Source organism: Pseudomonas putida (assembly GCA_029953615.1).
Classification (GTDB): domain Bacteria; phylum Pseudomonadota; class Gammaproteobacteria; order Pseudomonadales; family Pseudomonadaceae; genus Aquipseudomonas.
Genome location: CP124529.1, coordinates 4,224,699 through 4,249,619, shown reverse-complemented (window position 1 = coordinate 4,249,619; position 24,921 = coordinate 4,224,699). Strand labels below are relative to the sequence as shown.

The window sequence follows — 24,921 nt, the reverse complement described above, 5'->3', positions numbered from 1 at the left end:
CCTTGCCCACGGCCGCACGTCTGTGCGCGCTGGTCCGAAGGCATCCTGCAAGCATGGCATTTGTGGCGTCGAGGGGTTGCGTGCGAACGACCAGGCGCATCCTGAAACCGACGCGGGTTTCGCGTATTGGGCCGAGTTCGCAAGTGGTCCGCGTCCCATGTGGGAGCGAGCGTGACCGCGAAGCAGGCGGCGCAATAGATGGCACCGGCTACGCCGGTGTTCGCGGGCCTGCCCGCTCCCACAATGGCCCTGCTGATTCAATGAATTATGTGCCGTTCCATGAGAACAGGCCTGCGCAAGGCTTGAAAGCTGCCCGGCTTTGCCGATCAGTGCTTGCCTTCCACCGCCTCGGCCGTCTCGATCAGCTTGTCGAACTTGCGGTTCAGCTGGGCAAAGCGTTCATCACTCTTGGCTCGCGCCTTGATGTTCTGTTCCGAGCTGGCCTTGTCGGCGATGGTCACCACGATCCAGTCCCGGTCTTTGGACACCCAGTAGACCAGCTCGCCGTCCGCGGAAAACGCCTCGAGCCGGCCACCGCTATTCGGTACAGGCCTGGCCTGCCTGGTCATCGGCAACAGTTGCTGGACCCGCGCCTCGTCGGTGCTGGCCAGCCGCACCTCCACCTGGCGAAGTTGGTCGGCCTCATTGAACGACGCCTTCACTTGCGTGATGGCAATACCGCCGAGGCTGTAATTACCCTTGGGGTTGCGCCCCTGAAAGAACTCGGTGGGCACCTGGTAGTGATAGCCGGTGAACTGCTTCACCTCGCCGAACTGCTGCTGCAGAATGGCCATGGTCTGGGGCTTGGGCATGCCCAGGGTGAACTGGCCGACTTCCAGCGCCGACCAGGCTTGCAGGGGGAAAAACGCGCAGGCGAACAGCAGCGGTAAGGTCCGTTTCATGGGGTAATCTTCCTTGAAGAGAGCCCGTCAACCTAACCCCTACAGGAAAACCAGACAATACTGGCAGGGTGCCAAGCGCACCCTGCCCCGTCCACGGTTATCGGTTCTTGCGCATGCCCATATGGGCGTCATCCATCAACGCCTTGGCCATGTCGCAGAGAAAGTGCGAAGCCCAGACCAGCACCGGTTCGTTGTCCATTACCCCGATGAACGACGCTCGCCGTGAGCAGTCCATCAAGACCGACGCTTGTTCGATGGCATGGTCGCAGCAGTTTCCCGGTTCTACGCGGAACAGTTTCTTGCCGTCCAGTACACCGTCCAGGAACGTCGCCGAACCTACGGTCAGGCCCAGTGTGCCGGTGTCGTCATCCATATCCTTGTCCATCTGAAACCCTCTTGTGAATCCGCCAGCCAGTGCGATTTCCCTCAGGAGGTAGAATCTGGGGCTACCCCCTATTCTGTGGGAGCGGGTTCACCGCGAACACGGGCGCAGCCCGTGCCATCCCCCACAACATTGATCCCGCATCGCTGCCTTGGCAGGGAAATCACACCACCCAGCCTGGCAAAAATTGATAGTCAGCCAGTCAATGCAACGTATGCATCTGTGGCCTGCCCCTGAGCTGCACCTGCGCAATCGCCGACTCCAGCAGCGTGCGCACAGCCTCCATTTCATGCACGACCACCAGGGTCATGATCGTGGCGGGAGATCTGGGGAGCAAGGCAATGGCGTGATGGCCTACGGACAAGGCGCAGAGCACGTATTCCGTGGCCTGGGTCAGGGTGTCTTCCAGGTGATGGGATGGGTCAGAAAAAATGGGTGGATCCGGGACTATTTTGAGCATGGTCACATCTCGATTTCGTGAGAGAAAACCACACCCCATCCCTTGCAGAGAATGGGTGGCGGCTGCGTACGGGCCTGCAAGACCGGGGAAGATCGAGAAAAACCCGGCTGACCCGAAGGTCACCCGTACGCAGCCACCATTAAGCACAACCGTTGGCACACACCAACGGCTCGATGATGAGCACGCTTTCGATACTTCCCCAGGCTTGCAGACCCGGTCGTTGAATTTGCAACGACAGGGCGAGACTAGGGGGCTCAGGTTTCCATCGCAATGGTGAAACGGCTTGAAAAGGATGATTCAGAAATGGACTACGAGGAAGGGGAAAAATCTGATTAGTTCTTGTAGGAACAGGTACGAGTTTCTTCAAAAAGACTCAAGATCCGAATGTGAAGCACAGCGCTTGGCGGTACGCTGTGCTTCTTTCAAATGCTCACTACAACGCCAACCGCGCCAGTCGCTGCAAGACTCGAATCACCTCCTGATCCCGATTCTCCAGCACATCCGCCTGAATACGCGCGATCACAGCCTTCAGCAATTCGGTCTGGTTCATCTCTGTATGCTGCTGAAGCGCAAGCATGTCCTCTGCCATGTATGGATTGACCTTCATCGACAAGCGCCGGGTTGCATTGGAACGCGCAAGCCCGCGCTCCTCTCGCTGTTCCTCCAGCGCCTGAAGGAACGTTTGATGCGCCGTATGCAATTGCCCACACTGCTGCGCCTGCACCAACTGTTGGAAATAGTGGGCAAGGAACAACTTGCGCAAATTTGCTCCCGCCTCATTACTGACCGCATGCATGGCCGCATCGAGTACATCCAGATAGACCGCCGGCAAACGCGCCTCGATCGACTTGAGCTGCTGCTTGCGCGCCTCCCGGATGGCCGGCGTGGATTGCGATGGAATGGCGACCACACCATCACAACGGGCGCACACCCCCACCAGAATGTCCTTGGCCACCCCTTGGCCATCGCTAAACGGCACATCCCGGCGAGCATAGTGCGTGGGCACCACGGCCTGGCAATGCTCGCAAAGCGCTTTTCCTCTGTCGCCTTCAAAAAAGATCTTCATGATCTGGGTACTCACTGGTGAACGCTGATGAACCAGGTGTCTGGCTCGATGAAAAAGAACTTTATGTACCAACCCTCCCGTTGGAGCACATGCACCTCGATGGCTGCAACGGCATGGTTAGGGGTGCTGACGTGATGGATACCCCGACATGAGCGAACGACTTCGGAAACCTCGCCGGCTGACACTTCTCCTGTAGCCAGCAGGTTCTTTACGTCGATATCCCTGCGTGAAACGTGTTGATACTCCCCTGACTCAAGCGCCGCTATCACCGCTCGCTGGGCCTCCCTGAAGCCGAATTTCATAGCTCATCCCTGCCAATTACGAAAATCATCGTACAAAACCCGAATCAAATCTACCGTTTGCCGAGCCCGGGCGACCAGCGGCACCTCGAGCAGCTCACGGCAGTGATACGGAACACGCATGAACTATGGTCCGATTGACCGCAGGACGGCGTAGAGCAATGTAACCAACGCTTTCATGGCCTTTTCCGACTGACCATTCGAGGGCAAAACCTGCTCTCATCGCCACATTACCGAGGCGTCATTCAGGTAAGCTCAGCCCAGCGCAATGCAACCACCAAGGACGGTACCCATGCATTCACTGACGAACGAACAGGTGCTGGCAATCATCCGCGAGAACCCGATAAACCGGGCATTGCTGGCGACCCTGCCAAAGCTGGATATCCCACACTGCATGTTGACGGCAGGCGCGCTGTTCCAGACGTTCTGGAACCACCGCGCCGGGCTACCTGCCGAATGGGGTATCAAGGACTATGACATCGCCTATTTCGACGCCGACTTGTCCTGGGAGGCAGAAGACCGTGTCATCGCCCGGGTTCATCAAGCGTGTGCGCACTTGGGCATCAACGTTGAGGTGCGCAATCAGGCCCGTGTTCACTTGTGGTACGAGGCGAAGTTCGGCGGCACCTATTCGCCCTTGAACAAGGCCACGGACGGCATCGACCGGTATCTGATCCGGTCGACCTGCCTGGGGGTCGATGTGGGCACTGGCGAACTTTACAGCACGCATGGTCTGGACGACCTGCAGAACGACCTGCTCAGGATGAACGAGCTGAACCCACGGCAAGGCTTGTTCAGGGAGAAAGCTGCCAGCTATCAGGCACGTTGGCCGTGGCTGGCCTTGGTTGAGTGAGCGTCCGCTTTTGACCTGTAAAGGCCGTGCTGGAACGGGGCTGCCATGCAGCCCATCGCAGGCAAGCCAGCCCACATTGTCAGCACCGACTTTCAGGCATGCACAGGCTGCTCCTACAGGCAATGAGGCAACCTGATGGAGCAAGACTGTTGCTCCCACCCGACCGCGCTGACCTCAAGCCATGCGCAGTATCTGTGGGAGCGGGCAAGCCCGCGAAACAGGCGACGCGGTGGATGGCACGGGCTTCGCCCGTGTTCGCGGCGGTTCGACGCCTCGACACGCCCGCTCCCACAGGGATCGCGCCAGCTTTTTAGAAATTGAGCAAGACTGTTGCTCTCACCTCGATTGCGGTGGCCTCAAGCCAGGTGCATTACCTCTGGGAGCGGGCTTGCGCTGAGTCCGGCCATTCCGCCATGGAAGTCCACGTCACCCCGCTTCTCGCCTCACCACCTCCGGCAACTGCACGATCGATGCCTCAGGCCTGAGCCATCAGATGGTCATGTGCCTTTGAGCAGGGGGCAGCGTCGCACACCGTGCTGAAGGTGTTCGCCCAGAGCATGATGGCAACCGTTGAACCCGCCTACCCTGCCACCCTGCCAAAGGCGTAATCCTTGAAAACCGACCACCCGATCCCATGGGAGCACTGTACTTGCCTATCGCCTTCAGACCCGCTCAAGCCTCGGACGCGCACGATATTGCGCGCTTCTTTCAACTGACATCGGAGGGCATGGCCGATTACATATGGAGCAAGCTTGCCGCACCTGGACAAGCATTGCTGAGTGTCGGTGCGTCTCGCTATGCCAGGGAACAGGGCGACTTTTCCTACAAGAATTGCCTGATGGCCACTTTCGAAGGGCGCGTCATCGGCATGATGCATAGCTATGCCTTGCGCGAGACACCTGACAGGCCTGTCGAGACAGACCCGGTGCTCGCGCCATATTCCGACATGGAAATACCCGACACCCTGTACATCTCCAGCCTGGCCCTGGATGAGGCCTGGCGCAGCCAGGGGCTGGGCGTCCAGTTTCTTCGCCACGCCCAGCAGCGCGCCGAGGACTACGGCCTGAATGGGCTATGCCTGATCGATTATGCAGAAAACCACGGTGCACGCCGCTTCTATGAACGTCACGGTTTTCAGATTGTTAAAACCTGCCAGATCGTTCCGCACCCGATGCTGGGCGTAACCGGTGAAGCCTATTTGATGTATCGCCCTACCCACAACGTGCTCGAGAAAACACCATGAACAAGAAACTGACCGTGTTCCGCGAACTGGATATCCAACCGGTGCGCGACCTTCCCTTTTTTGAAGAGGTCGTGGAAGGCACCCCTCATACGCTGACGTCCAAGTACTATCACGATGAACAGCAAGGTCGCATTTCCGGAGAATGGGAAGCCAGCACCGGGGCGTGGCGCATCGACTACAAAGTGTGGGAGTTCTGCCATGTACTGAGTGGATGCTGCGTCATCGAGCTTCAGGGGTGCGCCCCCGTCACCCTGGCCGCTGGCGACACGTTCATTATCGAACCGGGCGCCAAGGGCAAATGGACCGTACTGGAAGACATGAAAAAGAACTTCGTGATCCTCTTGCCCGCGAACTAGGCACGGGGGGAAACATAAGTAAGCGAACTGCTATGAATGACGTCTGGATCTGAGTTGACGTTGCAGGCAACGAGGCCGGTACTGCCCTATAGCCGACGCTGAAAAATTGATTTCGTTAGTGCGACGCGCACTTTGTGGGAGCGGGCGGGCCCGCGAACACCGGCGCAGCCGGTGCCAGGCTCCGCATTGGATTCTTCGCGGGCGCGCCCGCTCCCACAGCGGTACGCGAAGCACCCGGCACCTGCGCCCTGCACAATATTGCTGTTCGGCTCACCGGCAGCTTTGGGTCCCCTTGCAGACGTTCGATGTGTCATGGAACCAGCGACATTCGAATAGCCATACCGGCGCAGCCAATGCCATGCACCGAGCTGGATGCTTCGCGGCTAAAGCCCACAGGGTACGCGGACCGCTTGCGAATTCAGTGTTCTACGCGAAAGCACAGCCACTCACCCCCCGACCAGGCTTGTTCAGGGAAAAAGCTGCCAGCTACCAGGCATGTTGGCCGTGGCTGGCCTTGGTTGAGTGAGCGTGCGCTCGACCTATTGGACCGACTCGGGCTCCAATGACGCAGGCTTGAAGCCCAGGCTTCGCATCAGATCACGTGCAGCTTCGAAGAACATGAGCTTGAGGCTTTCGGCATATTCCTCCGTCAAACGGCTCGCAGGCCCTGAAATTACAAGGGCTCCCATCAGTTCCTGTTGCGCACCGTAGATGGGCAGTGCCATTGAAGCCGCATGCGGGTCGGTGGCTCCCTTCGAGTAGAACGGTTTCTGCAATGCAATGCCGACTTGATAAGGCGCGCGCAAGGCCTGTGCCCCTGCCGCTTCATCCATCGGACGCATGTCTCCGGGTTGAAGATTGAGGCGAAGTCGATGGGAAGAGTTAACACGGTACTGACACATCCGATATGCACCGTGACGCACATAGAAGGAGGCGGTCTCACCTGACTTTTCAGCCAAATCATGCAAACGTGGCATCACATGCCTTTCGAGGTCCAGCGCCTCTTGATAGACCGTGTTCAACCGCATGACTTCGCTGGCTAGCTGATAACGCCCGTCAGCCATGCGCGTGATGAAGCCATGGTTTTCCAGAGACACCATCAAGCGCATGATCGTGCTTTTGATGAGGCCGGTACGTTCTACCAGCTGAACCAGGCTCAGCGCAGAGTCGCCTATCTGAAACGCGGTCAGCACGGTCAAAACACGGTCTGCCGATGCCACACCATTTACCGCTGGACGCGGCCGCGCTTTCACCATTTGCAAAACCTCACAGGATCGAAGCCCTCAATCTGTACGCAAGGGCGGAAAAACCTCATTATCCGACAACGGCCGGCCCCCGCCAACGTAGCATGCGCTGTGTGTGCCAGGAAAAAAAAGCCAGCAGGGCAATATATGTGCGCCTGCTGGCTAGAGGTTGATCGCAATCGTATGGGCAAATATCCACTGACCTGGCAATCAGCGAACTTTACAGCCGATGCGGCCCGTTCGCTGTACTGGCCGATGCTCAGAACAGCGGCAGGGTGTAGTTGATGATCAGGCGGTTCTGGTCACCATTGCGCGCTGCCTCGCTGTGCGATTTGCCGTTGCGCCAGGCCACGCCAAGCCCTTTGAGCGTGCCGCCCTGTATCACGTAGTCCAGCGAAAAGTCCCGCTCCCACTCCGACTGTTCGGCGCCTGCGGCTGCCTGGATGTGGTCGCCTTTCAAATAGATCACCGAAGCCTTCAGCCCAGGTATGCCGCTGGCAGCAAAGTCATAGCCGTACTGGGCAAACCCGGTACGCTCACCCGCGCGCGTGAAGCTGAGCAGCATCTTGTCGGTCCACAGATACAGGCTGCTGCCTCCAGCCCCCTTGTCGATCGAACCCTGGTTGATCTGTACGAAGTTGCTATCGTCGGAAACACTCTGGTAACCCAGGGTCAGCGAGTGGCCCCGCAAACGATAGGTGAACGCCGCACTCCACAGGTCATTGTCGATTTCCCCGTCGCTACCGTTGGTGTATCCACCAACGGTATAGCCCTGGCTACGCCCTGAGCTACTGCCGTTGGCACCGTCCGCACGGGTGCGGAAATAGCGCAGGTCAGTGGTCAACGAGCTGTCATCGGTCAACGCCAGGGTGTGATTGAGGCCGGTGAACTGTTGCAGGTAGTAGTCTTCGAGTTGCCCGGCGTAATACTGCAGCAGCAGCGTATGGGTGGCGCGGTAATCGGCACCGACAAAGTTGAAACGGTCACTCTCCTGAGTGCCGCCGCTTACGGCCATGCCGGTGAGGTCGGTCGAAGCCCGGCCCCTGGCGCGGTTCAGCGCCCCGCCGATGAGCGTGAGGTTATTGATGTCTTTGCTCTGCAATTGCACGCCCTGGAAGGTCTGCGGCAGCAATCGGCCATCAGAGGTCACCAGTACCGGCAACCTGGGCATCAGTTGCCCCACGCGCAGCTCGGTCTGGCTCATCTTCATCTTGGCGGTGGCACCGGCGCTGCTCCAGCGGTCGGCTGCGCCTTCGCCATCGGAAGGAATCATGCTACCGCCCTGATGCCGCCCTCTGCCGCTGTCCAGCGTAAGGCCCAGCATGGCCGTGGCGTCCACGCCGAAACCAACCACACCGTCGGTATAACCGGAGCGCAGGTCGAGTAGAAAGCCTTGCGCCCACTCCTCGGTTCTGGAGGGCTGCGCCGTGCCGTCGCGGTTATCGCTGTTGAAGTAGAAATTGCGCATCGACAGGTTCGCGTGGCTGTCACCGATCAGGTCGGCCTGGGCAGACAAGCCTATGACGCTGCCGCCTGCTGCCAAGGCAATGCGGCAGAGGGAAGGTAGGGATTTCAAGCAAGAGACTCCAAAGGATCGTTGTTATTATTTTGAAACGACATTTCTTTATATGGAGGCAGATTATCGCAACCTCGTCAACAGGCAGCGCGAAACACGCCTGAAAATCTAAATTTGCCGCAAAAACAGCTTCACCCTTCGCCCGGTTTTGTTTTATTTTGCAACGTCGTTGCATTAAATACATCAAACAACAATCGGACGCCCAAGCGTCCCCGGCCCTACAGGAGCGCCCATGAGCTTCTTTGCTGCCCCGCCGACCGTGGAGACCACGGTATTCACCCGCCTGCCCGACCGCTTCCGCGACCCGCGCCCGACCGCCTGGGCCAATGCCAACCGCCAGGGCCGTGCCATCGACTCGTTCCTCGAAGGCCCATCATTCGATCGTCAAGGCCGCCTTTACGTGACCGACATCCCCAACGGGCGAATTTTCCGCATCTCGCCGCAGGGCGATTGGGAACTGGTGTGTCAGTACGATGGCTGGCCGAACGGCCTGAAGATTCACCAGGATGGACGCATCTTCATTACCGACTACAAGCGCGGGATCATGGTGCTCGACCCAGATACCGGTGCTCTCGAAGCGCTGCTGGACTCGGCTGGTTCGGAAGGTTTCAAAGGCGTCAACGACCTGGTGTTCGCACCTAACGGTGACCTGTATTTCACAGACCAAGGCCAGACCGGGCTGCAAGATGCCAGCGGCCGCGTGTACAAGCTCGACGCCAGCGGCAACCTGACCTGTCTGCTTGGCACCATCCCCAGCCCCAATGGCATCGTCTACGACCCGCACCTCAATCACCTGCTGGTGGCCGTGACACGCGCGCAACAGATCTGGCGCATCCCGTTGGGCAACGGCTCGATCGTCGGCAAGGTGGGCGTTTTCGCCCAGCTGCATGGTGGGCTGGGCGGCCCCGACGGCCTGGCCCTCGATGCACAGAGCAACCTGTATATCGCCCATACCGGTTTCGGCTCGGTATGGAAGCTGTCGAAAGTCGCTGAGCCGTTGCAGCGCATCGTCTCCTGCGCAGGCATCAGCAACACCAACCTGGCCTTCGGCGGCAATGACGGGCAGACCCTGTACATCACCGAATCCGAAACCGGCAGCATTCTGCAGGTGCGCACCACTGCGCCTGGGCTGTCAATGTATTCCCACAGCTGAACCAGCCCCCTGTCAGGGCACACAACAACTACAAAAGAGTGACGACATGACCCACGAAACCCCCGCTGCCCAGGCGCCGCTCAGCGACGCCGAGGGCGAACGCCTGATGCGCCGCGTGCTGTGGCGCCTGGTGCCGTTCATCTTCATCTGCTACGTAATCAGCTACCTCGACCGCACCAATGTCGGCTTCGCCGCCATCAGCATGAACCAGGACCTGGGCCTTACCGCGACGATGTTCGGCTGGGCAGCCGGCCTGTTCTTCTTCGGCTACTTCATGTTCGAGATCCCCAGCAACCTGCTGATGCAGCGCTTCGGCGCACGGGTGTGGATTGCGCGAATCATGATCACCTGGGGGCTGATCTCCATGGCCACCGCGTTCGCCACCGGACCAATCAGTTTCAGCATTGCGCGCTTTTTGCTGGGGCTTGCCGAAGCAGGCTTCACGCCCGGCGTATACCTGTACTTCACCTACTGGTTCCCCGGCAAATGGCGGGCGAAAGCTACTGCCGCCTTCCTGCTGGGCATTCCTGCGGCCAACATCGTCGGCTCGCCCCTGTCCGGCTGGCTGATGGAACAGCATGGTGTTTTGGGCCTGAAGAACTGGCAGCTGCTGCTGGTCACCGAGTCGATGCCGGCCGTGCTGCTTGGCATCGCTTGCCTCTTCGTACTGGTCGATACCCCGTCCAAGGCAAAATGGCTCAACCCGCGAGAGAAAGCATGGCTTGACCAGCGCCTGTCCCAAGAACAACAGGCCATCGGTGCATCTCATGGCAATACGCTACGCGCAGCCTTGACCAACCCCAAGGTGTTCACCCTGGCGGCCATCAACTTTTGCTGCATCGTCGGCTCGATTGGCATAGGCATGTGGCTGCCGCAGATCATCAAAGGTCTGGGCATCGATAGCGGCGCGGTCGGCCTGGTGGTCGCCCTGCCCTACCTGCTCGGGGCACTGGCAATGACGATGTGGGCACGGCTGGCCAACCGTAGCCATCACCGCCTGCCCTATGTGGTCAGTGCATTGGCATTGGCCGCCGTGGCCCTGGTGGCCGCCGCCCTGCTTGACCAGCCGGTGTTGAAGATCGCCAGCCTGTGCGTGGCGGTGGCGAGCATCCTGTCATTCCAGGCCACGTTCTGGGCGATACCTTCGACCTTCCTGACCGGTCGCGCCGCCGCTGGCGGCCTGGCGATGATCGTCTCGATCGGCAACCTGGGCGGCTTCACAGGCCCGTTCCTGATCGGCCTGATCAAGGACGCCACTCATAGCTTCAGCATGCCGTTCTTTGCTGTTGCATCGATCCTGCTGGTCGGCACCTGCCTGATGCTCTGGCTGGGCGACCCTGCCAAGCAGCAGGCGCCTCACGGCCAAGGCCAGACAATCTGACCGCTCAGCGGCGGCGACGCATGCCGTATTGACCCAACAGCCCGATCACCAGAAACCCTCCGGCGACCCCCAAGGTCGCCGGCGCTCCCCAGCGGGCCGCGACCAGCCCCGCCGCCATGCCGCCCAAAGCTTCGAAGCCGAAGCGCATGGCAATATAGAAAGCGATCACCCGGCCACGCAAATGGCTGGGTGCGCCACTTTGCAACTGCATGTTCGTACTGACATTGCTCAGGGTGATGCCGAAACCCAGAACGCCCAGCGCCAGCAAAGCCAGTGGCAGCGCACCCGCCATGCACAAACCGATCAGCGCAACCGCGCATAGCAGTGCCCCAGCATCGGTGAACTGGCGCAGGCGAGGCAATGCGCCGCCAACCGCCAGCACCAGCGTGGCCACGAACGCGCCCGCGCCTGCCGCCCCCCACAACCAGCCAAGCACCCGCGCATCGCCAGCGAACACGGCCCTGGCCAGGATCGGCAGCAGTGCCGCGTAGCAGGATGCCAACAAGTTGACCATGATCACGTTGACTAGCAGCTGGCGAACGTAGCGCGTTTGCCACAGGTACAACAGCCCTTCGCGAAACACTTGCGCGGTTGAGCCACTGGCCTTCGGGCCGGCAATGCCGCGCACTTTCAGCAAGCCACCCAGCAAGGCCATGAAAGCCACGGCAGTAAGGGCGAAGCAGGCCGCCTCGCCGGCCAGGGCAATGAGCCCACCGGCCAATGGCGGGCCGACGAACCGTGCGGCATTGATCAACATCGCATTGAGCACCAGCGCGTTCGGCAGGTCGGCCGGGTCGTCGACAAAACTGCCAATCAGCGCTTGGCGCAGAGGGGTTTCCAAGGCATTGAGCAAGCCAAGCAACAATGCCATGGCAGCAATGAACGGGCCATCGACCCAGTTACGCCAGGTTGCAATCGCCAGCACGAGCGACTGCGCGATCAGGATAAGTTGCACGATGATCAGCAACCGGCGTTTGTCATGCCGATCGATCCAGGCTCCCGCCAACGGGCCGATGAGCAATTGCGGCGCGAGCGAAAGGAAGGTGATCAGCCCCAGCAGTACGGCAGAGCCGGTCAGATGATAGGCCAGCCAGGCCAGTGCAACCTGCTGAACCCACTTGCCCAGGGTGGAAACTCCCTGGCCGGCGAAATAGATCTGAAAGTTGCGATGAGCGAGCGCCCGCACGGCGGCGGGCCAACGTTTGCGATGCGGTGACGATGTATCGGACAAGTCTGCGAATCCTCAATAGAACCCGCGACCGACACCAACCCGACAGCCGCTGCACACCCCATCGCAAGGTGCGCAGCGCATGCTGGATCAGCCTGGCAGCAGGCAGCCTTTCTTCTTCAAGGACTCCAGGACCCAGGAACGGTCGTTGGTGCCTTGGGCAATGTGTTCCATCTGTGCGGTTTCGGCAGTGTGCTTGGCGGTGGCGCGAGCATAGACCTCAGCGACGTGGTCGTAAGGCACGCACAGCAGGCCATCGTCATCACCGATCACCAGGTCGCCCGGCTCGATCACCATACCATCAATGGCAATCGGCACGTTGATCTCGCCCGGGCCGTCCTTGTATGGGCCACGGTGCGAAACGCCAGCAGCGAACAACGGGAAGTCACCCGCGCCGATGTTGGCCGCATCGCGAATGGCGCCGTTAATGACGATACCGGCCAAACCACGCTTGACCGCGTAAGCCACCATCATTTCACCGATCAGGGCGTTGGTCAGATCACCACCGGCATCGACCACGATCACATCGCCCGGCTGAGCGATATCGATCGCGTAATGCAGCATGAGGTTGTCACCTGGGCGCGCCTTGACTGTCAAGGCCGGGCCGCACAGCACACCTTCGCGATGCATGGGGCGCAGGCGGGCACCGCCTGCAGTCATCCGGTTCATCGAATCGCTGACGTTGGCAACCGGAACCTCACGATAACGTGCAACCCATTCATCACCGACTTTGCGTGTGCGCTCAAGCACCTGGAAGCCAATGCTCATGTGACATACCTCTCTTGGTTTTATTCGATGTCGCCGGCAGCTGCCGAATCCATTTTTAGAATGTCATTTCATTAAACACATGGCAATTGGTTTTTAACGCCTTTTTTCGGGGCACAATGACACCGACTTTAATTTTCTTGCAACAGCGTTTCATTATGATAGGGTTTATTCCAGTGCCGCAAATGAGCGGCAGACTGCGCCGAACCGCCCCCTGACAAGAACAAGGTATCCACGATGTCCCGTACCATTCTGCTGACCGGCCCTGAGCTTGCTGCCGAGGCCATGAACCTTGCCGCCGAACAGGGCGTCAGGATCGTCCCCACCACGCCCTACCTGCCCGCCGAAGAACTGGAAGCCATCATTCGCGCCGAACAGCCCGATGCCATCGTGGTCCGCCAGGGCAAACTGACCCGCGCCATGATCGATGCTTCAGCCAACCTGAAAGTGATCGCCAAGCACGGCGTGGGCTACAACACCATCGATCTCCAGGCCGCCGCCGACCGCAGCATCCCGGTATCGATCGCCCTGGGCGCCAATGCCCAGTCGGTGGCCGAGCTGGCTTTCGCCCTGATGTTCAGCGTGGCACGTCAAACCGCACTGCTGGATGCGCGCATGCGTGACGGGCATTGGGACAAATCCTCGGCCAACGGCATGGAGTTGTCGGGCAAAACCCTGGGGCTTATCGGTCTGGGCTCGATCGGCAGCATCCTCATGGACCTGGTGGCCCCACTGCGGATGAAGGTCAAGGTATTCGACCCCTACCTCAAGCAACTGCCGGAGCGCCCGCACGTCGAGCGTGAAGAGGATTTCGATCGCCTGCTGGCTGAAAGCGATATCATCAGCCTGCACTGCCCGCTGACCGAGACCAACCACAACCTGATTGGCGCTGCCCAGCTCGAGCGCATGCGCCCTGGCGCCATCCTGATCAACACGGCCCGTGGTGAGCTGATCGACACCAACGCCCTGGTAAAAGCGCTCAGCGAACGCCGCATCGCCGGTGCCGGCCTGGATACCTTCAGCCCCGAGCCGCCGCCTGCCGACAGCCCGCTGTGGGGTCTGCCGACACTGGTCGCCACGCCGCATGTCGGTGCCAACACCACCGAGGCCCGCGAACGGGTAGGCCTGGTAGCGCTGAAGCAGGTTCTCGATGTGTGGGCGGGCAATGCTCTGGACCCGCGTTGCGTGGTCAACCGCCACCTCTTCGCCAGCTGATCGCACCCCTCGCGTGCCTCTTCGTGAGCGGGGGCACGTCCACACGCGTCACTCCAGAAAAAAAACAATTGGAGAGCACCATGACTTCAGCAACATCGCTGCCGGATGAACTCGAACGCAGCACCATGCGCCGTATCGCCTGGCGACTGCTGCCCTTTCTGATCGTCTGCTACCTGATCGCGATCATCGACCGCGGCAACATCGGCATGGCTTCCCTGCAGATGAACGAGGACCTGCAGCTCACGGCCAAGGTGTTCGGCTTCGCCAGCAGCCTGTTCTTCTTTGCCTACTTCCTGGTCGAAGTACCCAGCAACCTGGCCATGCAGCGATACGGGGCACGTATCTGGATAGCCCGCATCATGATCACCTGGGGCCTGATCTCTGCAGGCACGGCATTCGTTCAGGGTGCAAACTCTCTGTACGTGATGCGCTTTCTGCTGGGCGCTGCCGAAGCCGGTTTCTTCCCGGGCGTGCTGCTGTACCTCACCTACTGGCTGCCGTCTGCCTACCGAGCACGCATGGTGGCGCTGTTCATGGTGGCGATCCCTGCCGCCAACTTCATCGGCTCGCCACTGTCGGGTCTGCTACTGAACCTGGACGGCTGGATGGGCATGCGTGGCTGGCACTGGCTGTTCATTCTCGAAGGCATTCCTGCCGTACTGTTGGGCATCGCCTGCCTGTTCGTGCTTACCGACCGCCCCGAGCAGGCCAGGTGGCTGAGTGACGAGCAACGCGGCTGGCTCACCAAGCGCCTGGCTGATGAAGCCTCGAAAAAGACCGCCATCGGCCATATTTCGCTGTGGAAGCTGCTGCGCCACAAAGACATCTGGGTGCTGGCACTGATCTACTCGGGCGCTTCTGCCGCCGGCAGCACAATGAGCGTGTGGGCCCCGCAGTTGCTGAAAACCTTTGGTCTCAGCGCCATGGAAATCGGCCTCGTGAATGCCATCCCTTACGGCATCGCCTCGGTGCTCATGATCATCTGGGGCCGCAGCTCCGACCGTAGCGGCGAGCGTCGCTGGCACACGGCCATGACCATGCTGCTGATCGCAGCGGGCCTGCTGATGACCTTGTTTACCTCGTCCCTGCCGGCGACGGTAGTGATGCTGACCATGGTCCTGGTGGGGGCGTACTCGATGAAAGGCCCGTTCTGGGCACTGGTGTCGGGCTGGCTGTCTTCGTCGACCGCTGCTGCGGGGCTGGCAGCCGTGGGCGCCATGGCCAACCTGATCGGCGGGGGCATCATGGTCAACGCCTACGGCGCCATCCACGATGCCACCGGCAGCTACTCCCTGGCACTGATGCCATTGGCCGCACTATGCACCGTGGCCGGTATCGCTGTACTGGTGATCGGCCGCAAGCGCCAGCGCGAGCAAGCTGAGACAGCCGGCGCCGTCAGCGCGAAATAAGCCGCGCAAGCCGTACTTCGATGCCCACTTTCCTGCCTCAGGAACGTGGGCATCGTCATTTCACAACAACAAGATACGAGGAATATCCATGACGCTGTCTCGTCGTCAATTCTTGCAGGCCACCGGTGCACTGGGTGCTGCCGCCTCCATGGGCGCCATGGCCGACGTGCCCTTCAGCAAGGGCGATGCGCACCCGCGCCTGACGCCGCCCGCAGGCAGCATCGACTGCCACATGCACCTCTATGACAGCCGCATCCCGGCCGCACCCGGCGCTACCCTGCTGCCGGCGGATGCCTCGCTGGAGGATTACCGCAAGTTGCAGCAGCGCCTGGGCACCCGCCGCATGGTCATCGTCACGCCATCGACCTACGGCACTGATAACCGGGTGATGCTCGATGGCTTGTTGCGCAGCCGAGGCGATGCCCGGGGTGTGGCGGTTGTGTCCAATGCGATTACCGACGCAGAACTTGCCGAACTGCATCAGGCAGGAGTGCGTGGTATCCGCTTCAACCTGAGCGTCGGCAGCCAGGCGCTCGATGGGCTGGAAAGCTTGGCCGCGCGGGTCGGCGAACTGGGCTGGAACGTACAGGTCGCTCCCGGGCCGCTGCTGCCCGAAGTTGCCCCGCGCTTGCTGGCCTTGCCAGGCAAGATCGTTATCGACCACATGGGCCATGTACCACAGCCAGAAGCGCTGAAGTCGCCGGCTTTCGCCGCACTGGTGCAGCTGCTGGACACCGACCGGGCATGGATCAAGCTGTCGGCACCTTATCTTCGCTCGAAAACCGGAGCACCGCTGTTCGAGGACGTCGGCCGAGTCGCCACTGCACTGATCAGCCATCGCCCTGACCGCATGCTATGGGGCAGCGACTGGCCGCACCCGACGCTTGCCGTCGAGCGGAAACCCGACGATGCGCTGATCCTTGACCTGCTGATGCGCTGGGCTCCAAAGGAGCAAACCCGGACCCTGATCTTGCGCGACAACCCCGCTCAGCTCTACGACTTCTGATCACCTGCCAAACCGAAAAGTCGCCCACATCGGACGAATGACGAAACTACTCAGATCTGTGGCGATGAACATGTCCTGCAGGCGTCGTAACGGCCTGGATCAATACTCGTGTTAAAGGTACGAACGTGTTCGCCGTCACGACCTTCGAGCCGGGCTGATGTCCGCTCGCAACCTGATCGGTTATGGCGGCAACCCACCCCACCCGCGATGGCCCGGTGGGGCGCGCGTCGCGATCCAGTTCGTACTCAACATCGAAGAGGGCGCGGAGTCATGCATGCTCAATGGCGATGCACAGTCGGAGGCCTGGCTTCATGAACTACCGGGCCGCCCGCCGCGCGTGAGGGAACCGGACCTGAGCGTCGAGGGCATGTACGAATACGGATCGCGCGCAGGTGTGTGGCGCATTCTGGAGCTGTTCGGCGCGGTGAAGACTTCTTCCGGATGCTAAAGAATGCTTTCGACCTGTTGTGGCAGGAGGGCGCGCACCACCCGAAGATGATGAGCGTGGGTCTGCATGGGCGGATCAGTGGCCATCCTGGTCGTGCGATGGCGCTGGCGCGCTTTCTCGATTACGTGCAGGGCCACGACGGGGTGTGGGTCTACCGGCGCGAAGAGATTGCCAGGCACTGGAAAGCCCAGTTCCCCGCCTGAGCGGTCAGTCGTTCGCAACAAACACGGGATCAGCTAACGACCCGCCCTGCCGGACGCGCCGAGCACAGCCTTGCGCTGGCACTTCACCAGGACCTTGCGGCCGGTTTCGACAAAGGGCGTGACGATCAGGCTATAGACCGTCAGGTAACGCTGGTGGTCCTGCTCGCTGGTGCCGAAGCGGATGTTTTCGGGCGTTGATGTAGTGACATAGAGCGTGCCGAACATCCAGTCCCAGAGGGACAGGTTGGTGCCGAAGTTACGGTTGTAATGGCGCGTGGCGTCACTGTGATGGATCTGGTGCTGGGCCGGGCTGTTGAACACATGTTCCAGTTGCGGGCCGAACGACAGCCAGACGTGGCTATGCCGCAGGTTGGCCGCCAGGCTGTTGAAGATGAACACCAGGTAGGTCACGCCGAACAGGGTGTAGCGGCTGACTTCACCGCCGCAGAGGTACCAGAAGCATCCGGCGTAGAGGCCAATGCAAATGCCGGTGCTCAGTTTCTCGACGATCTTTTCCACGAAATGCACCCGGCTCGCCGTCGCCGGTACCAGCACGGGCGCCGAATGGTGGACCTTGTGAAAGGCCCAGAGCCAGCGGGAGTGAAAGGCCCGGTGCGCCCAGTAATGGATGAAGTCCTTGAGCAGGAACACCCCCAACCCGTAGAGCAAGGACAGTGCGAGGTTTTCGCCCAGGCGCGGGCGCGCGCCCCAGAGGTTGTTGAAAAAGGCCAGGTAATCGCCGGAGCGCAGGATGTAGGGGTCGACCAGTTGGACGACGGGCAGCACCAGCGCGACCTTGAGGATGGCCCGAACGAAGTAGTAGCGGTAGTCCAGCAGCGCCGAGGGATGCAGATGTACCCGGGCGCCGCCGATGAATTGCCAGAACGACTGGGCGTCGCTCAGGCCGCGCCGCTTCCTGAAACGGAACAGGCCGTAGGCTGCGCCATAGGAGATGCAAAGGAACAAGACCCCGAAACGGCCGTTCATATTGAAAATGCCGAGAAACTGCTCGGTAACGGGCGTGATAACCCAATCGGTAAGGTGCTCAGAGAAAAGCGGCAGGGCATCCACGAAACGTCAGCCTCGGCAAAAACGGGGGGTGCAATTGTAAATCAGTTTTATTTACTCAAGCGGTTTTATGCAAGCGCCTGGCACCCTCCACCGACACAGGCAGTACCACCTTGCAGACAAGGTCCGAGGGGGAACTACCCGCTGCGCCCGGTCGACTGATCATGCGAGGGCAGTTACGCTGGCGCTTTCCACCTGCACGGAAGCGCCAATGATCGAAACATACGAAGGAAGCTGCTTGTGCGCAGCGGTCTGTTACTTGCTGCTCACCCCTCCCAAGGCAGTCAGTCATTGCCATTGCAGCCAGTGCCGCAAAAGCCACGGTGCAGCCTTCGCCTCATACGGCAGCGTTCCGCGCAGCAGGCTGCGAATCCTCCGCGGCACCAACAGCATCAAAGCCTTTGCCTCTTCGCCCACGGTAGTACGCGAGTTCTGCGCCGAGTGCGGCTCAACGTTGTTCTGGTCACGTTCCCAGGGTGACTTTGCCGACTGGGTTTCGATAGCACTGGGCACTCTTGATACCCCGTTCCAGCCCAAGAAGCAGAAACACGTTCATGTCGATTCTGCTGCCCCCTGGTACTCAGCCCACTGCCCCCACCTGCAACCACTGGCAACACCGGGCCACCCACAGCACGGTCAATACAATCCTTGATAGAGCAATCACGGCTAGGCACCTCCATGCCTGAACAACGGATGCTAGCGCTCACCGCACCTTCCGGAGATTCCGTTCGTTGACTGACTCACAGCACAACCCGACCTACGCAAAACGGTTCAAAGCCGTGCTTGCCTACATCGACAGCCACCTCGAAGGGGACCTGTCGGTAAATGCCCTGAGCCGTATCGCCAATTTCTCGGCCTTTCACTTTCATCGGCAGTTCACGGCATACATGGGCATTCCGGTTTCACGGTATGTGCAACTGATGAGGCTGCGACGCGCGGCGCATCAACTGGTCGCTTCGCCTGCCATCTCGGTGCTGGAAGCAGCGTTCGACGCCGGCTTCGAAAGCCCCGAAGCCTTTTCCAGGGCCTTCAAGCGTGCTTTTGGCATGGCGCCGAGCGTATTCGCCAAGGCCCCGATCTGGCAGGCCTGGAGTGCGGTTTTCATTGTTCCCCACCATTCCAGGAGCATTACCATGCAGATCCGTATCGTGGATTTCGCCGAAACTCATGTGGCCGCGCTCGAACACCAAGGGGCGCCCAGCCTGGTCAGTGAAAGCGTCGCGCGTTTTCGCCAATGGCGCATTCAAAGCGGTCAGTCACCGGTGGCCAGCAGCCGAACCTTCGGCATTCCCTACGACAACCCCGATACCACCCCGGCGCACGCCTTTCGCTTCGCTGTGTGTGGCGAGATAGACGAAGCCGTGCAGCCGAATGATTTCGGCGTGCACGAACGCATCATCCCGGCGGGCCGCTGCGCCGTGATTCGGCATACAGGGTCGCCTGACTATATTGGTGAAACCATCTATCCGGTTTATCGGGACTGGTTGCCTTCGAGTACCGAGGAACTGCGTGATCATCCGTTGTTCTTTCACTACTTGAGCGTGTATCCGGAAACGCCGCTGGAGGAATGGCAAACGGATATCTACGTGCCGCTAAAGTAGGTGGCTGGTGGGCAGAGATGGCCTCCAGCGGTTCTGAGGTATGCCATCTGCGAGACCTTCGTCCGTTTTTGGCGGAGATTGGCGGAAACTGGTGCCCTCTGCCGGAGGTGACCGGCAGAGGGCTATTGATCCGCGCCCTAAATGGGCTAGATGGAATGGCCGAACTGCCAAATCCATTACATGAAAATGACCGCTTTCGGCCCAAAGTAGACACTCACCAAATACCTCTTTCGGATAAAAAAGCAATTATCTATATGGCACATTTTTGACGGCATTTCGCTGAATTTAAACGCGTCGATTTGGTGGCTTTGGAATAGGGCGGGGTTACCCACCGCCCTATATTGATTAGCTCCTTACGAATGCGAGCAGATCGGCGTTAATCGTATCGGCATTGGTTGTAGGCATTCCGTGCGGAAAGCCTGGGTAGATTTTGAGCGTACTGTTTTGCAGAAGTTTGGCTGAAAGAACGCCGGCGTTCTCATAAGGAACGATCTGGTCATCATCACCATGCATCACCAGGACAGGAATCTTGATGCTCTTCAAATCTTCGGTGAAGTCGGTCTGAGAAAACGCCACGATCCCGTCATAGTGTGCCTTTGCACAGCCCATCATGCCTTGTCGCCACCAGTTCCAGACGATGCCCTCGGACGGTTTTGAACCCGGGCGGTTATAGCCGTAAAAAGGCCCTGCTGGAACGTCGTGGTAGAACTGTGCGCGATTCGCCTGTAGTTGTGCCTGCAAGTCGTCGAAAACTGATTTAGGCAGGCCGCCAGGATTGCTCGGGGTCTGAACCATCAGCGGCGGCACAGCGCTGATGATGGCTGCTTTCGACACTCGGTCTTCACCGTGGCGCGCGATGTAATGGATGACTTCACCTCCGCCGGTGGAGTGACCGACATGGACAGCGCCTTGCACGCCGAGATGATTAACCACTGCCGCGACGTCATCGGCATAGTGATCCATGTCGTGTCCATCCCAGACCTGGCTGGATCGCCCATGACCACGTCGGTCGTGTGCTACAACCCGGAAACCGTTGGCCAGGAAAAAGAGCATTTGCGCGTCCCAATCGTCCGCGCTGAGTGGCCATCCGTGGTGGAAGAAGATTACCTGGGCATCGCGTGGCCCCCAGTCTTTGTAAAATATTTCAACACCGTCTTGCGTAGTGACATACCCCATGTTCGTATCTCCAGAATGAAGTGAGGGCCTATACCGAATCGCGTTCGGAGCATGGCCTTGAATGAACAAAGTGCAGCCCATCCGATAGGCGGTTCAGAGGGCGCGATTGTGGATTGTTGCGCCTGCCCCATGACTTCCATAACGGCTGAGCAACACGTCGCATTTGTGCTGCTTGGCCGCCCGATGACTTTAGGTTTAAAGTCAACTTTAAGGTCAATAGGTTTTTCAGGGTGGGTTATGAGAATAGGCGAACTGGCGAAAATCAGCGGATTGGCGCCGTCACGCATCCGGTTCTATGAGGCAAGCGGCCTGATCAGGTCCGTCGAACGCAAAGCAAATGGCTACAGGGACTACGCGCCTGATACCGAGTGGGTTCTGGAGATCATCACCGGAGCGCAGGCGGCGGGTTTTTCATTGGAAGAAATCCGGCAATTGATGCCGATGAATGCCAGCGGCTGGCAGCACGATGAGTTGCTCAGTGGGCTCAAGCAAAAGGTCGAGGAAATCGGTGTTCTACAGGAACGGCTAGCCCAGAATAAAGCGCAACTTCTGCTCGTCATCAAGGGCATCGAGGGTAAGCCCGAAGGCATGGCGTGTGCGGACAATGCGCAAATGCTGATAAATCGTTTGCGGAAAAAAAGGGGGGCCAAGCTTCCGGCAAACGTGCGGTAACGTCTTCCACGAAAAAAACGCCCGCCAGGCCTCCGAGGCCTGACGGGCGTAACAGGTTTCAGCGCTCGCCAACCAGAGTAGCAAGCGGTTTAGGCGCGTAGAGCGCACTCTGGAACTCAGGCACGTATTCATACTTCATCATTTTCCCGAGTTTCAGGGCTCGGAGGTAATTCGACAGGCTGCCGTCACCCAGAGTGAGGGTGGCCGAATCCGCATCGCGGCTGGAGCCGTGGCTGAGCTGGCGGGAAACAGCGTACCCATAGACCAGTCGGCCCTGATGATCGAGGTTGGTGAAGCTGCTGGTGACGATATCGACATCATGCGAGAGGCCATTTAGCTTCTTCCCTTTGAAGGACACATCGACCTTGCCGGTCTGGCTGTCGGTGATGTCATAGACCACCGATTGCGCACCTTCTTTGCGGTCAATCCCGGTCAGCCATTTCGGCAGGTTATAGCCGACGACACCACGAACCCGCGCAAGCTCTGTATTGACCGGCAGCTTGAGCACATAGCCCCAGAAATCGCCAGACATCGACTGGCCAATCAGCGTGAACGGCCCCAGATTCGATTTGCCGGGCTTGTTGGTGATGATCGACACGGCCACTTCGTTATAGGCGTCGTTATCGCAATGTTCATAGGTGTACGCGGTGAATGCGATCAAACCCCGGCCCGGCCAGACTTGTAGGGGTTGCACGGTGGCCATTATTTCCGGAGGCATCAGGGCCCGCAGTGCGTCCAGATCGGCCGTATAGACCGCCGTAACGCGACTGTTCTGGTAGTAAAAGTTCGGGGAGTATGACTCGAAGCCAATGTCGACCTTGTGCTTTTCCAGTCCTTTGAACCAGCTCACATCAACATCCGGCAGTTCTGCTGCAATCACCGACAAGGGCGGGTTCGAGCGATAACGGTCGTACAGGCCGCCCTTGACGACCGGCACTGTGTGGCCTGCGATATTGATTGTGCTGGTTTCAGTCGGGCTGAGCATTTCAGGCGTCCCCGCCAACACATGGTTGGCAATTGAGCTGAATAGCAATCCTGTTAATACGGCGCTTGCGAGTTTCAATCGGTCTTTCTCCGGGGGGTGGGAACTACTTCAGGGTTCAGCGAGTTACGTTTTCGCCAGAGAGCACCGCCATCACGGCTTCAGCTACGGCTTTGGGCGATTGAGGGTTTTGGCCGGTGACAAGCCTTCCATCCGTGATGGCAAATGACGTGAATGGCAGCCAGCCCTTGCGGTACCGCGCACCCTGGCTCACCAACTTGTCCTCAAGGAAGAAGGGAACCTGGCTTTTCATGCCGGAGAACAGCTCTTCGCGATTAGAGAAGCCGGTGATGTTCTTGCCCTTGATGATCAACTGGCCTTGTTCATCCTTCAGATCCAACAGACCCGCTACGCCATGGCAGACGGCCGAGACGATGCCACCCTGGTTGTAGATGGTTTCGGCGACATGACGCAGGTCGGGATTATTGGGGAAATCCCACATCACTCCATGGCCCCCGGTGAAGTAGATGACGCCGAACTGGGACGGATCGATATCGGCGATCGGCAGCGTGCTTTGCAGGCGAGCGCGAAAGGCCGGGGACTGCAAATGCTCACGGGCGGCCTTGTCCATGTACAGCCAACCGAGGCTGCGCTCGTCCAGTGGCACCGCACCGCCTTTGGGGCTGGCAAAAACTGTGCTGTAGCCAGCCGCCTCCACTACATCGGTGAAATGCGTCAGCTCAGTCAGCCACAACCCCGTGGTATCGGTTCGTGATGGATAGCTGGCGTGATTGGTCAGAATCACCAGAATTTGGCGATTCTTGGCAGTCATTGTGGAAGGGGCGGTGTCAGCATTTGCCAATGTCATGAAAGCGCTACCTATCAATACCAACGCATAAGAAACAAAGGTCTTGAGCATCATCCGGGTTCCATCAATCAAGCAGGTCAGTGCATGCTCACCTTAAACCTCGCTTTAAGGTCAATCCCCACTGCTGCAAATAATTTCCGTCGGCAGTTGCTCACTTCCGCTTGACCTTCAACCTGACTTTAACGCTAGCGTCTGGCACTGATTGGGCAAGGCAATAACGCACGTCATCAATACCGTCCGGAGCAATGCATGAGTCAGCAAGACAACCTGAATATGCAGTTCAAATGGATGATCTATGGCGGCAATGGCTACACCGGCGAGTTGATCGCTCGTGATGCTGTAAAGCGTGGGCTTAAGCCTGTGCTGGCGGGACGCAACCGTGACAAGGTCGAAGCCCTGGGTCGGGAGCTGGGCCTTGAAACCCGAGTGTTCGGACTGGACGATCAAGTGCGGTTGCTTGCTCAGATCAAAGGCCATGGCTTGATTCTGCATTGCGCAGGGCCGTTTTCAGCGACCGCCACCCCTATGATGGAAGCCTGCTTGCGCGTCAATGCGCACTACCTGGTCATCACCGGCGAAATTGCCGTATTCGAGCACGCCCAGTCCTTGAGTGAACGGGCGCGTGCGGCGGGCGTGGTCATTTGCCCCGGCGTCGGCTTTGATGTGGTGCCGACTGACTGTGTCGCTGCCGTATTGAAAAACGCACTGCCGGATGCAACGCATTTGGCGCTGGGGTTTGATTCGCGCTCGAGCTTTTCACCCGGTACTGCCAATACTTCGATTGAAAGGCATGGCGCAGGGCGGCAAGGTTCGTCGTGACGGCAAAATTGTCTCGGTACCGCTGGCGTATCGGGTACGGCGTATCGACTTTGGCGCCGGAGAGAAATTGGCCATGACCATTCCTTGGGGCGACGTTTCCACAGCTTGGCACCACTGGTATTGCCAATATCGAAGTGTTTATTCCAGGCTCAGCGGGGATGATTCGCGGCGCCTGATTCGCCAATTTCATTCGTCCGCTGTTGGTTTTGTCCTTCGTGCAGAGTCTGCTCAAGGCGCATCGGCAAGACAGTAGTCGGCCCGGATCAGGAAAAGCGTGCCGATCAAGGCACCTATGTGTGGGGTGAGGCCCGAAACGCTCGCGGTGACTGCAAAGTCGCACGCGTACACACAGCGAACGTGTACACCCTGACGATCAATGCTGCGTTGGCCGTGGTCGACTACCTACTACAGGTGCGCCCGACTGGCGGCGCTTATACGCCCGCCCAGCTGCTGGGCGCCAATCTGGTGACGCACTTGCCAGGGTCTGGCCAGATGAGGATGGATTGACCTGGAAAAAAAGGTGTTGACCTTAAAGCTGACTTCAAT

The 24,921-nt window shown here is 59.3% G+C and carries 24 protein-coding genes and 2 pseudogenes; 13 read left to right on the top strand and 13 right to left on the bottom strand.

Translation table 11 applies throughout. The features are described from left to right. Positions 1-326: 326 nt before the first annotated feature. The 5 genes from QIY50_19500 to QIY50_19480 all read right to left on the bottom strand — a co-directional run bounded on the left by QIY50_19500 (position 327) and on the right by QIY50_19480 (position 3,112). On the bottom strand, positions 327-902 hold the full coding sequence (locus tag QIY50_19500; GenBank protein ID WGV19520.1) for a hypothetical protein: 576 nt from the start codon (positions 900-902) through the stop codon (positions 327-329). A 97-nt stretch (positions 903-999) separates the two neighbouring features. Next, positions 1,000-1,287 carry a DUF3077 domain-containing protein gene (locus QIY50_19495; GenBank protein WGV19519.1) on the bottom strand — a complete coding sequence of 96 codons (288 nt, stop codon included), beginning with the start codon at positions 1,285-1,287 and terminating at the stop codon, positions 1,000-1,002. A gap of 199 nt (positions 1,288-1,486) precedes the next feature. After that, a complete protein-coding gene (locus QIY50_19490) occupies positions 1,487-1,744 on the bottom strand; it encodes a hypothetical protein (protein ID WGV19518.1) in 258 nt (85 codons plus the stop codon). Positions 1,745-2,177: 433 nt separating this feature from the next. After that, complete coding sequence (locus QIY50_19485) at positions 2,178-2,810, bottom strand: hypothetical protein (GenBank protein WGV19517.1); 633 nt, start codon at positions 2,808-2,810, stop codon at positions 2,178-2,180. A gap of 11 nt (positions 2,811-2,821) precedes the next feature. Then, on the bottom strand, positions 2,822-3,112 hold the full coding sequence (locus QIY50_19480; protein WGV19516.1) for a hypothetical protein: 291 nt from the start codon (positions 3,110-3,112) through the stop codon (positions 2,822-2,824). 289 nt (positions 3,113-3,401) lie between these two features. Between QIY50_19480 and QIY50_19475 the strand changes: the two genes are divergently transcribed. The 3 genes from QIY50_19475 (at position 3,402) to QIY50_19465 (ending at position 5,561) form a co-directional block, all read left to right on the top strand. Further along, positions 3,402-3,962 carry a nucleotidyltransferase family protein gene (locus QIY50_19475; GenBank protein WGV19515.1) on the top strand — a complete coding sequence of 187 codons (561 nt, stop codon included), beginning with the start codon at positions 3,402-3,404 and terminating at the stop codon, positions 3,960-3,962. A 634-nt stretch (positions 3,963-4,596) separates the two neighbouring features. Beyond that, positions 4,597-5,205: an N-acetyltransferase gene (locus QIY50_19470; protein ID WGV19514.1), complete on the top strand. Its 609-nt coding sequence runs from the start codon at positions 4,597-4,599 to the stop codon at positions 5,203-5,205. Then, entirely contained in the window at positions 5,202-5,561 is a 360-nt protein-coding gene (locus QIY50_19465; GenBank protein ID WGV19513.1) for a cupin domain-containing protein, read from the top strand. The genes QIY50_19470 and QIY50_19465 overlap by 4 nt, the downstream gene beginning before the upstream one ends. Positions 5,562-6,100: 539 nt before the next feature. Here QIY50_19465 and QIY50_19460 read toward each other — a convergent pair. Both QIY50_19460 and QIY50_19455 read right to left on the bottom strand, forming a co-directional pair. Continuing rightward, the gene (locus QIY50_19460; protein ID WGV19512.1) at positions 6,101-6,817 is read right to left on the bottom strand and encodes a helix-turn-helix domain-containing protein; all 717 of its coding nucleotides are present in this window, start codon (positions 6,815-6,817) and stop codon (positions 6,101-6,103) included. 247 nt (positions 6,818-7,064) lie between these two features. Next, complete coding sequence (locus QIY50_19455) at positions 7,065-8,381, bottom strand: OprD family porin (GenBank protein ID WGV19511.1); 1,317 nt, start codon at positions 8,379-8,381, stop codon at positions 7,065-7,067. Positions 8,382-8,613: 232 nt separating this feature from the next. Here QIY50_19455 and QIY50_19450 point away from each other — a divergent pair, with 232 nt between their 5' ends. After that, positions 8,614-9,534 (top strand): SMP-30/gluconolactonase/LRE family protein, encoded by a 921-nt coding sequence (locus QIY50_19450; GenBank protein ID WGV19510.1) that lies wholly within the window; start codon positions 8,614-8,616, stop codon positions 9,532-9,534. 46 nt (positions 9,535-9,580) lie between these two features. Next, positions 9,581-10,915 (top strand): MFS transporter, encoded by a 1,335-nt coding sequence (locus QIY50_19445; protein ID WGV19509.1) that lies wholly within the window; start codon positions 9,581-9,583, stop codon positions 10,913-10,915. A gap of 4 nt (positions 10,916-10,919) precedes the next feature. Here the strand turns inward: QIY50_19445 and QIY50_19440 are convergent, their stop codons facing one another. Beyond that, positions 10,920-12,101, bottom strand: a complete 1,182-nt coding sequence (locus QIY50_19440) for an MFS transporter (protein WGV23096.1) — start codon at positions 12,099-12,101, stop codon at positions 10,920-10,922. Positions 12,102-12,233: 132 nt separating this feature from the next. Further along, the gene (locus tag QIY50_19435; GenBank protein WGV19508.1) at positions 12,234-12,911 is read right to left on the bottom strand and encodes an RraA family protein; all 678 of its coding nucleotides are present in this window, start codon (positions 12,909-12,911) and stop codon (positions 12,234-12,236) included. Positions 12,912-13,145: 234 nt separating this feature from the next. On the opposite strand from QIY50_19435, the gene QIY50_19430 reads away from it, so the two are divergent. The 4 genes and pseudogenes from QIY50_19430 (at position 13,146) to QIY50_19415 (ending at position 17,189) form a co-directional block, all read left to right on the top strand. Further along, the gene (locus QIY50_19430; protein WGV19507.1) at positions 13,146-14,123 is read left to right on the top strand and encodes a hydroxyacid dehydrogenase; all 978 of its coding nucleotides are present in this window, start codon (positions 13,146-13,148) and stop codon (positions 14,121-14,123) included. An 80-nt stretch (positions 14,124-14,203) separates the two neighbouring features. Further along, complete coding sequence (locus tag QIY50_19425) at positions 14,204-15,532, top strand: MFS transporter (GenBank protein WGV19506.1); 1,329 nt, start codon at positions 14,204-14,206, stop codon at positions 15,530-15,532. Between the two features lie 88 nt (positions 15,533-15,620). Continuing rightward, positions 15,621-16,538, top strand: coding sequence for an amidohydrolase family protein (locus QIY50_19420; protein ID WGV19505.1), 918 nt, complete (start codon positions 15,621-15,623; stop codon positions 16,536-16,538). Positions 16,539-16,695: 157 nt separating this feature from the next. After that, positions 16,696-17,189: pseudogene (locus QIY50_19415) on the top strand (hypothetical protein). A gap of 33 nt (positions 17,190-17,222) precedes the next feature. Here the strand turns inward: QIY50_19415 and QIY50_19410 are convergent. Continuing rightward, positions 17,223-18,260: a sterol desaturase family protein gene (locus tag QIY50_19410; protein ID WGV19504.1), complete on the bottom strand. Its 1,038-nt coding sequence runs from the start codon at positions 18,258-18,260 to the stop codon at positions 17,223-17,225. A 208-nt stretch (positions 18,261-18,468) separates the two neighbouring features. On the opposite strand from QIY50_19410, the gene QIY50_19405 reads away from it, so the two are divergent. Further along, positions 18,469-18,909, top strand: a complete 441-nt coding sequence (locus tag QIY50_19405) for a GFA family protein (protein ID WGV19503.1) — start codon at positions 18,469-18,471, stop codon at positions 18,907-18,909. Between the two features lie 79 nt (positions 18,910-18,988). After that, a complete protein-coding gene (locus QIY50_19400) occupies positions 18,989-19,858 on the top strand; it encodes an AraC family transcriptional regulator (protein ID WGV19502.1) in 870 nt (289 codons plus the stop codon). Between the two features lie 345 nt (positions 19,859-20,203). Here the strand turns inward: QIY50_19400 and QIY50_19395 are convergent, their stop codons facing one another. Then, complete coding sequence (locus tag QIY50_19395; protein ID WGV19501.1) at positions 20,204-21,034, bottom strand: alpha/beta hydrolase; 831 nt, start codon at positions 21,032-21,034, stop codon at positions 20,204-20,206. Positions 21,035-21,091: 57 nt separating this feature from the next. On the opposite strand from QIY50_19395, the gene QIY50_19390 reads away from it, so the two are divergent. Next, positions 21,092-21,706, top strand: a complete 615-nt coding sequence (locus tag QIY50_19390) for a MerR family transcriptional regulator (protein WGV19500.1) — start codon at positions 21,092-21,094, stop codon at positions 21,704-21,706. 58 nt (positions 21,707-21,764) lie between these two features. Here QIY50_19390 and QIY50_19385 read toward each other — a convergent pair whose 3' ends face one another. Then, positions 21,765-22,691, bottom strand: coding sequence for an acetoacetate decarboxylase (ADC) (locus QIY50_19385; GenBank protein ID WGV23095.1), 927 nt, complete (start codon positions 22,689-22,691; stop codon positions 21,765-21,767). Positions 22,692-22,806: 115 nt separating this feature from the next. Continuing rightward, complete coding sequence (locus tag QIY50_19380; protein WGV19499.1) at positions 22,807-23,610, bottom strand: type 1 glutamine amidotransferase domain-containing protein; 804 nt, start codon at positions 23,608-23,610, stop codon at positions 22,807-22,809. A gap of 195 nt (positions 23,611-23,805) precedes the next feature. Here QIY50_19380 and QIY50_19375 point away from each other — a divergent pair. Continuing rightward, a pseudogene (locus QIY50_19375) lies at positions 23,806-24,882 on the top strand (saccharopine dehydrogenase NADP-binding domain-containing protein). Positions 24,883-24,921 lie beyond the last annotated feature (39 nt).